The following is a 9,223-nucleotide window of genomic DNA, read 5'->3' on the forward strand; positions in this document are numbered from 1 at the left end:
CGATGACCAGAGGTCGATCACTCGGGAAGGTACGCCCTCCGCGTTCCGCGAGGCATCCCTCCCGAGGCCGATCCACAGGTCTTGAGCATTGCTCGATCAAGGGATGGAAGCAGTCAGAAGGTCCAGGCCTCGGGACTGTGCGATGCGGCGGAACCCGCAGCGGATCTTAACCATGGCGCCGCCTCACTGGGACGGCTTCGGGCTGTGCCGTACCGCCCGACACCGGCGTCCTGACAGTCTTTGCGCGTGGCGTCGTGTTCCCCGGCGTCACAAGGGTGAGTATGTGCGGACCCAGCCCTCTTCCCGCACCGAGGCGATGCGATGCCCGACCGTGCAGACCACGCCCGCCGAAGGGACGTCGCACCGATCCTGCGGCACCGGCCTGCGGAGCAGTCGCTGTTCAGCGGCATCTACGGCTTGGTGCTGGCCAGCGCTCTGGTGGCCGCGCTGGACGCGACGAGCGAGAAAGCCGATCCCGGCCCGGACGCACTGTGGGTACTGCTCACCGCACTGGCGGCGGGTGCCGCCCATGGGTACGCGCACGTCATCGCCCAGCGTGCGTCCGCCGATGGGGCAGCCCCCATGGGCAGACTGCGGCTGGTTCTCGCCGAGTGGCCACTGGTCGCCGCCGTGCTGCCCACGGTGGCGATACTGCTTGCCGCAGTAGCCGGGTGGTGGACAGAAGCTACGGCTGTGGACGTGGCCTTGCTGTTCAACACCGCCGCTCTGTTCGGCTGGGGCACCTGGGCCGCCCGCACCGCCGGCCATGGATGGCCGTCCTCGCTCCGGGCGGGGGGCCTGGACATGCTGATCGGCCTGGTGATCATTATCGCGGATACTCTGATCGAGTAGCCAGGCCGTCGGGTGAGGTGTCTGCGAGCAGGCCTCAGCTGCTCGGAGAGCCGAACAGGCCACTTCCAGTAACCAGTTGCGAAGCGATCCAGGAAAATGCGCGCGGTGCTTCGCGAAGGCTAGACGGGAGTGCAGCAACGGGCCGGCCGCTCTCCGGATAGGCCACCGATCTGCGCACCGTACTGGAACAGCCTCGCTCCCAGCCGGCCGGCAAGCAGCCCGCGGCCGCGAGACGAGCAAGAAACACAGCGAGCTGCTTCAGCAGGCCGCCCATGTCTCCGCCGCGGACCTGTTGTTTCACCTTGACGTCTGAGACGTGCATCACCGCCCAGGCCGTACAGCCCCCGTACTCCCGGGTGCTGATCAGCCCGCACCCAGACGGGAAGGCCTTGCCGTTGCTGCACTGCCCTGAGGTTCGGCGCGGATCATCCTGGTGTAGGCGTGGGAGTCCGCACCGCCGAACACTCACACCCCGGCCGTTCCCGCTATGCCGACTGCCGTCGTGCTGGACGTGCCTTCCTGGCGGTGGCACCGGCCGGAAGTGGGACGGACAGAACATCGAGGTGGCTGCTGACCAAGCTTTTGTCAGGTCATGTTCCACCTGGCCGGAGCCACAGAGAACGGACCCCGGCAGCCGGACGGTACAACGGGAAGCCAGGGGGCGTCAGTCACTGGCAGAGCCACGACCACCGGAACCCGTTACGAGTATCAATGTCAGTGGCGGTGCATAGAGTGCTGCCCTGTAGATCACACGGTGTGAGCAAGGGGTGTGCACGTGAGTGGCGGGATTCAGTGGCTGGTTGATCTCGACAACTGGATGTCCAGCGTCGTCTTCGCTCGCGGGATATCCGCGCGTGAACTCGCGCTGCGCATGGGAGGCGATGAAGAGGCGGTAACGGCCCCGATCACCGACGCGGAAGTATGGGAGCTCGGGATCACGCTATACCGGCCTGGTGAGGACGCTGATGGTGTCGTTCGGGTGGGCCGGCATGGAGATTGGTCCTTTGCTGTGGAGTACGGCGATTCGACCGGCCACGACCGCCTTGAAGAGATCTCGCGCCACGGCGTCGAAGCCATCCACTACGTTCCGATCCAGGAACACCCCCCTGCCACCTTCTTCTACGCACGGGATGGTGTGTTTCGATGCGGCTTCGGATTGCACGAGGAACATGTGCGCTACGGCGAGGAGCCCGATCACCTCCTCCCCGACCTCGTCGCCGGGCAGATACTGGACCCCGACGGGGCGACTATCCTCGCTCTTGAGGGCGAACCCTTCAGGGACATCTACAGGCGCACTCTGGGTGTTCTCGAACGGCGGTTCGACCTTTCGCTCTGCCCGAGCTACCTGCAGGAAGCACGACTTCCGGCGTATGCGGTTCGCGGCAATCCCACCATGCGCCTCTGACCGCTCCTGGAACCAGCCGAGCTCACCCGGAAAGCACACCGGGCACGGGCGCCCAGGAGCCGGCCGGGCTGTCCGCCGGACTGATGCCGGCGTCCACGACGGTGAGGCCCTGGTCGCCGCGGATCGCGTACGCGCGGAACTGAAGCCGCCAGCGGCCCTCTGCGTCGACCGCGCCCGGGTCGTAGCGATCAGCCTCGGCCCACTGTGCGGCCGTGGCCCCGGGGAAGGCCTCGGCCCGCGGGGAGAAGAACGGGCCCTCGCCGTCGGCTAGGGCGATGATCTCGGTCGAGCCGATCCAGAGGTGAGGAAGGCTGAGGGACATGAGCGCGATCCTGCCATGCCTCCTACACGGGCGGTGACTCACGTTATGCCGTGATGATCTCTATGGGGGGACGAGGACGACCTCGCCCTTGATCCCCTCCCCCAGGAGCCGATATTCCGGGCAGCGTGGCACTCGGCCCTTCGAGGGCCCCCTCCTCGTCACCGAAACCACTGACCGATGGCTGTTCGCGATGAGGCAGAGGTGGACGGTGCGCAACGACAACCGCGACCTGCCTGCGCCCACGACTACGTTTTCCTCCCTGGCTGCAGGGCCCGCGAGTTGATGTCGTGGCTGGGTGCAGCGGCTTGGCTCGTGGTGCCCCAGGTGAGTCGACAGGGACAGGATCCTCACCTGGACGTTGTCGCCAGTGCGATACCACTGCAGCTGGGTGCGGATCGCGAGGGTCTGTCTGAGCTCGTGCAGCCGCGGCGGGTGGGATACGTCGGTGCCGACCCGGGCGGGATCGGCCCACTGACGGAACGTCGGGGGCAAGGGGGTAGATCAGGCGCCGTGCGTTACGGGAAAAGAAGTAGGCGGGATCCTTCGGCCTGCGGCACCACGTCACTCGCAGGCGTCGGACCCATGTAGTGCGTTCACGGAGCTGGGCTCCAACGGGATCAGCGCCGGGACTTGCCGAACCTGGCTTCGCGGATCCCCTGCCTTCGGTCTCGTCCGGACAGGCGTGGCTTCGCCTGTCCGGATCTGACATTCTTCCCGGTCAGGACACTAGGGAGCCCAGGGCCGGAGCATGTCCTTCATCGCATCCGTCATCGCGAGTTGCAGCAGGGGACCATAGGTGATCCGGCCGACGCCGAGGCGTCGGAAGCGCTCAAGATCGTGCTTGACGGGATGGGCCGTGGAGTTCACGGGAATGCCGACGGCGCCGGTCACCGCCTCCAGGAGATCGTCGTTGTCCTGGATACGCACCGGGTAGACGCTGTCGGCACCGGCCTGCTCCAGGGCCCGCAGCCGCTCGATCGCCTCGTCGAGAACGCCTGAGGCGTTCTCCGCGTGCAGGAAAAGGTCGGTGCGCCCGTTGACCCAGACCGGGATCCCCGCCTCCTCAGCCGCCGCGCGCAGGCCGGCGATGTAGCGCGCGTGCTCCTGCGTGCTGCGCAGGCGTCCGCCCTCCGAGTGGACGGTGTCCTCGATGTTGAGACCGACGCCACCGATTTCGGTAAGTCCCGTGATGAGATCTGCGGGCTCCTGGCCGTACCCGGCCTCCAGGTCCACGGACACGGGAACGTCGACCGCCGCGACGATCGGCCTGACGGCGGCGAGTACCTCCTCGAAGGTCTGCCCCTCGTGGTCGTCGGCCCCCCGCGATTCTGCGAGCGGATGACTGCCCACCGTCAGGGCAGGAAACCCGGCGCCGGCTGCCGCACGCGCGGACCAGACGTCCCAGACGGTCGGCAGCACGAGCGGCTTGTAATCGACGTGCAGTTGCTTGAGGCGTTGAGCGCGCTCAACGGTGGTGCGAAGGTCCATGTCGAGGACGCTACCCCCGAATCGCCAGCGACAACGTGCCGGCGAGGCTGACGGAAGTGTGCGGCCCAGATTTTGCCGGGCCGGGGGTGCAGACCATCATCGTCCACGCCGCCGGCGGTGGTGGGGCATTCCACCTCGACGCTCCGATCCCCCGCATCGCTGCATCGCAGGGGCCTGCACGCTGCACAGAGACGGCCTCGGGTGCAAGTCTCGCGAAGAAGACCGTCATCGGGTCGGCCCATCCTGGACAACGGCCTGCCCGGCTCTCCAGACGCTGCCGGGCCGACGTCAGGACGGCTGCGGACTGCCGTGCCGAGGTGCGGCAGATCGGGGTGCTCGGGGATGCATCCCTCCCGTGCCGGGACCGGGCGAGGCAAAGTTGGCCGGATCCGGCTGACAGCCGTAGGGGGATTTCCCACGATCGCTGTGAGGCGTGTTGCACTTCCGCCAAGCGGAAGCCGAAACATCTGGTTCGTCCGCAGAATGGAGGTGTCCGCGCCGGGCCGGCCCGCGGCGTCGTAGTTGTCAATGACTCGATCGACCCACTCCCCCGGCCTCGGAGCCCGACCGCCGTTTCACACAGGTACCACCCACACGGGAACACGGCGGCGGGGAGTCGGTGCCGAACCTCTCCTCGACCGTGTGCCTGCCCGTGCCGGCTCACAGGGCGGGCGGGCGGCGAATCTGCACGGTGGCGCAGGTGTACGTAGTGTCTTCGAGCAAGGTCGGAGTGACGGCGACGCCAGTCAGGTGCTCTGCCAGGGCGAACGCAGCCGGCGACGACAGATCGGGCTCCGGAGCGTCCTCGTCGAAGGGGAAGCCGATACTCTGCATGACGTCGACGAGTTCCTCAGAGGCGGTGCCCCATCGGTCCTCCGGAAACATGGGGTCGAAGGACAGCCGCCGGACCTGGTCCTCTGCCCAGAGGAATATACCGACAGCGTTGATGTTCACGAAGTGGGACACCCAGGTCGCCCCGGCGGAGGCCGGCAGCCCTCGCTCTTCGGTGACCCCGAGGTAGCCGTTGGGCTCGATCAGCAACGTCCAGGCGCCATGGCCCGTCAGCGCGACCAGTTGGCTGTCGCCCCCCTCCAGGTCGTACTGGGCGAAAGCCGCGTCGACGACTGCCGCTATGCCGCGCAAGGGCGTCTCTTCCCGCCCGTCGAGCCGGGACACCACCTCAGCCGGTGTCAGACCTCGCACCAGGGTGAAGCAGTACGCCTCGGCGATGTCGGGAAAGTCGTTCTCGAACCATGCATAGTCCACTGCGGTCTTCGGCATGCCGCCCATTCTGGCTCGCATGACTGACAGTGGAGAGACCCGGAGGTCGTCGAAGCGGTCGGATGCGGTGTCGGCCGGTTCGGGAAGCGCTCTTTCTCACCGTCTGGGAATCGTCATCAAAGAGGCTGGTCCGAACGGGCATGCGTGGACTCCTCGGGATGACAGAGCAGAAGAACTGCACAGGTGCATGAAGTCGACAAGTGGCGGATCGGCATCGTGTGGTCGACGGCGCGCGGTCTCCGAAACGCCGGGTTGGAGAGGGTGCGTGCCACTCAGTTGGCGCGGCTAACGGAGGGTGCCGAACTGGAGCGTGGCGGCACCCTCCGGGGCGCCGCCGGGCGTGAGAAGCCCCCGGTGGGACCGGTGAACGCGGCCCGGGTTCGACCGCTCCGCTGCTGAAAAGTGAGTTGCGTAGTGCGGGGATGTCGACGGGCTCGGCAGCAACCTCCTTTGCAGCCGGCCAACCCGATGCCGACCGGACAGCAGCAGCCGCCTGGTCACTCACGGCCCGCAGCACGCCCCGCAGACACGCCCTACTACCAGGCAACCAGCGCTCCACACTTCTGACGCCCCCGGTGTTGCCTGCACGCCCACCAAGAAGATCATCACGGACGGTGGTTCGGTGTGGCGCTGTCGCCCTGCCACACAGGCCGACAGCCGCTGCACTCAGTGGTGCACACCCCCGAGGAGCCCAGCAACACCCGGCCGCCACGCCTGTTCACGCCTGCTCTCTCTGCACTGCGGCCAGGCTCGCCTCGATGGCCTCCTCGTCCGACATTCCGCTCCGCTTCAGGTCGCGCGAGCGCCACGGATCGTCGTTGCTCGTCCAGGTGCGGTTGATTGTCTCCTGCAGTCGGGACAAATAGGCCTCACCCTCACGTCGGTACTGTTGCACCTCGGCAGCCTGCAGACGGATCAGCCTCGACCCCTCCACGGCGCTGTACCAGCAGCGCGCGTTCATGAAGAGGTCCTTGCCCTTGGCGAACAGGATCCAGGTGTTGCCGTCGGTCGCGATACGTTCCGGGCGCTGCGCTTCCCGCTCGATCCGGGCAGCGTCACCCCAGCGCTCCACCGGCGGGACCTGCTCCGGGCTTCGGCGATACGTGTCGTTGAGCGAGACGTACTCGTAGGTGGCGTCCGCGTCGCGGTGCAGCCCGAAGATGAGGTGCCGGTGGCAGATCGTGCATCCCAGCTGTGCCTCCACGTGTTCCATCAGACCGGAGTCGTGCAGGCGGAGCATGTCGTCCAGCGCCACCCAGTTGTGCGCCTGGCGGAGACGGCCGGCGGCGACCCCGTCGTGCAGCGCTGCGATCGTTGCGTCCACGTCCACGCCACCGGACGGCGACGTCGTCCTGATCAACATGCCCGCGCAGCCGGGGCAACGCTCGTCGGCAGGATCCGTCTTGGCGTACGTGTCCTCCGCTGTCACCTGGATGAGCTTCAGATGATTCGGCGCGTCCTTCTTGGCCCACGCGTCGTAGAAGAATTTCACGAACCCACTTCCGACGAGGTGGGTCGCGTTCAGGCCCGCGCGTCCGACGATCGGTTCACCGAGCGCCTCCTCGACCTGACCTCTCGAGGCGTCCCGGCTCAGCCCGGGGATCAGGTCACTGAGCCCCGTGAAGCCGTGGGGCGCGGCCTCGGTTGGCTGGATGTGGAAGAAGATCGCCGTCACCGCCCCGTCCCGGAGCATGATCTCGCCACCGGAGCCGAACGTCAGATACCGGTCGCGGTGCGCGGGTGCACCAACCTCGAACTCGCTGGTCACCGGGTTCGAGCCGAGCAGATCGATGGCACGCTGCACGACGTCGTCGGGCTCTGCCATCAGGAGAGCGTCGTTGAAAGGCTCGAAGCCCTGCCGCACCACGGTTGCCCGGGCTGCTGCCCCGCGTTCCCTCTCCTGCGCACGCCGGGCGCGTTCCGCATCGCTGATGATCAACGACTCGACGCCGAACCACAGCCGCTTCTCGAACGCCTCACGGCCCCGAGAACGCGTCAGATCGGCCTTACACAGCAACGCCAGCGAATCCCGAAGACCGCCCAGAAAACGCTTGTTCATCGTGGTCAAGTACTGCTCGACCTCGGAATCGGCGCCACCGAGGATCGTGTCGATCACCCGCCTGCATTCTGCAGGCGGACGCGCAGGGGCGGTATCGGGGTGGAAAACAGCAAGTTCACCGAAGAGCACGGCGAAGACGGCCCAACGCCGAAGTGCGCTGCGCTCTGCAGCGGCGACGTGTTGGGCGGTCACCTCGAGGCAGAAACGATCATGCCGTCCGTCCCGGGCGACCCACACATTCAACGTCCCGTGACCGTCGGTACGGACGTCGATGAACGGCTCGTCCTCACCTGGGTCGGGCAGCAGCCAAAGCCGCCGTACGCCGCTGCCGGGCTCCTGGACCTGTGAGCCTCGCTTCCTACTCATAACTCCTCCTCGTACGTTTCACCGCGCTGATCCCTCTTCCTCGCGGGTCCGGCCCCGCTGCATCTCCGGCCGCTCGACCATCCGTGCCGCCGTCCGGAAGGTCGCCGCTACGCTCGACACCGTGCTGGCGCCACCCGATACGGTTCGACGGGAACCTCAGTTGTTCCTCGCCGATGACCACCGGAAAGCGGTCGAGTCCGGTTTCGCGACGTGGCCTCTTGGTCGGGAAGGTTGAGTGCCGAATTCACAAGACGATCGACTGGTACGCCAAGGCGTGGTCGACCACTTCCTCTGCCGACAACTCCCGCTCGGGCGGCCAGAAGACGAGGTCTCTGATGTGACCGGATGGGCAGGCCAGAGCCCTGTCGAGCATATCCAGCCATTCGTTCACCTCGTCTTCGGAGGCGTAGTCCGCCTCCATGATCCGCTGCACACGCTCGATCGCTTCCGCCCGACTCAACTCCACCGCACGCAACAGGCTTCCTCCATCTGCGCACCCTACTAACAGGTCGTTTCACCATGAGGTCCGTGAGGAAAGGGATGCTCGGCTTCGTCCGTAGGATCACTCCATGCCTGCTGACGAACGCGTAACCCAGTCCACGTGCTCCGGTCGTATCCAGCCGATATCAGCTCCTCAGCCGATGCCGGAGCTGCCTCAGCGGATCTGGGCGGATGAAGACTGGAAGCGGATCCAGCTCGGCTACGCGTACAGCGGAACCCGAACGGATGGATACGTCCCGACCAAGGGATTCGTGGCTCACCCGAAGACGTTCCTCCACCCGGAGTTCCGTCCGCAGGTCCCCCTGCCGACCTTGGACAAGGTGAACTGTGATGAGGTGCCGTTCGCCTCGACATATGAGTCCGTCGGTCTGCCCGCTTCTGCGGGCGGGGTGAACCCCGCCGGCACGGCCGGAGGTGGCGAGTGCATCCAGACCGTGGCGGCGAAGGCCGACGACGGCGCTGAACACCTCCTGGACGACACCCGCTACGACGCGCCGACGTTCAGCGAGAAGTGCGGCCGTTCCTCGATGTCGGGGTTCGTCAACCAAGGCGCGATGAGCAAGTACGGCAACGAGTTCCTGCCGCAGATGCGGATCATCGACGGCGATGAGTACGCCGTCGATGCCGGTCAGCTGTGGTTCAGGGGTTGCGACATCGGTGGGCTGAACCTCATCTGCGAGATGAAGAAGCCGTAGCCGCCGCATGCTTGTGAGGGGATCCGTCAGCCAGGCGGACCCCCGAGCGGGGTGTGTCAGTGGACGGGCCGCCAGTGCTCGAGCGCATCGTCCAAAGAAGGGCTGCCGGGGTCATCCCAGACCAGGCAGCCCCACACCAGGCCGGGCACCTCTGGACCCATTGAGCTGAACCGGGTTTCGTAGCGGCCCTGAAGCCGGGCATGATTGATCCGGCAGATGGGAAGCACAGGTCTGATGCCTGCACCCCGGAAGTA

At 66.5% G+C, this 9,223-nt stretch carries 7 protein-coding genes and 2 pseudogenes; 3 read left to right on the forward strand and 6 right to left on the reverse strand.

All coding sequences use genetic code 11. The features are described from left to right. Positions 1-321 precede the first annotated feature (321 nt). Both ABZ441_RS33230 and ABZ441_RS33235 read left to right on the forward strand, forming a co-directional pair. Positions 322-852, forward strand: a complete 531-nt coding sequence (locus ABZ441_RS33230) for a hypothetical protein (protein WP_358981089.1) — start codon at positions 322-324, stop codon at positions 850-852. 775 nt (positions 853-1,627) lie between these two features. After that, positions 1,628-2,257, forward strand: a complete 630-nt coding sequence (locus ABZ441_RS33235; protein WP_358981091.1) for a DUF6461 domain-containing protein — start codon at positions 1,628-1,630, stop codon at positions 2,255-2,257. Between the two features lie 37 nt (positions 2,258-2,294). Here ABZ441_RS33235 and ABZ441_RS33240 read toward each other — a convergent pair. The 5 genes and pseudogenes from ABZ441_RS33240 to ABZ441_RS33260 all read right to left on the reverse strand — a co-directional run. Then, positions 2,295-2,579, reverse strand: a pseudogene (locus tag ABZ441_RS33240) (MBL fold metallo-hydrolase); the annotation flags it as partial. A gap of 726 nt (positions 2,580-3,305) precedes the next feature. Continuing rightward, a complete protein-coding gene (locus tag ABZ441_RS33245; RefSeq protein WP_358981093.1) occupies positions 3,306-4,067 on the reverse strand; it encodes an isocitrate lyase/phosphoenolpyruvate mutase family protein in 762 nt (253 codons plus the stop codon). 660 nt (positions 4,068-4,727) lie between these two features. Beyond that, a complete protein-coding gene (locus ABZ441_RS33250) occupies positions 4,728-5,348 on the reverse strand; it encodes a DUF6461 domain-containing protein (RefSeq protein ID WP_358981095.1) in 621 nt (206 codons plus the stop codon). Positions 5,349-6,066: 718 nt separating this feature from the next. After that, on the reverse strand, positions 6,067-7,644 hold the full coding sequence (locus tag ABZ441_RS33255; RefSeq protein WP_358981097.1) for a hypothetical protein: 1,578 nt from the start codon (positions 7,642-7,644) through the stop codon (positions 6,067-6,069). A 373-nt stretch (positions 7,645-8,017) separates the two neighbouring features. After that, positions 8,018-8,248, reverse strand: coding sequence for an e9imm peptide (locus ABZ441_RS33260; protein WP_358981099.1), 231 nt, complete (start codon positions 8,246-8,248; stop codon positions 8,018-8,020). Between the two features lie 94 nt (positions 8,249-8,342). Here ABZ441_RS33260 and ABZ441_RS33265 point away from each other — a divergent pair, with 94 nt between their 5' ends. Next, entirely contained in the window at positions 8,343-8,969 is a 627-nt protein-coding gene (locus ABZ441_RS33265; RefSeq protein WP_358981101.1) for a hypothetical protein, read from the forward strand. 56 nt (positions 8,970-9,025) lie between these two features. On the opposite strand, the pseudogene ABZ441_RS33270 reads toward ABZ441_RS33265, so the two are convergent. Next, positions 9,026-9,223, reverse strand: a pseudogene (locus ABZ441_RS33270) (hypothetical protein); the annotation flags it as partial.

The sequence above is a fragment of the Streptomyces sp. NPDC005752 genome, from assembly GCF_040630715.1.
GTDB lineage: Bacteria > Actinomycetota > Actinomycetes > Streptomycetales > Streptomycetaceae > Streptomyces.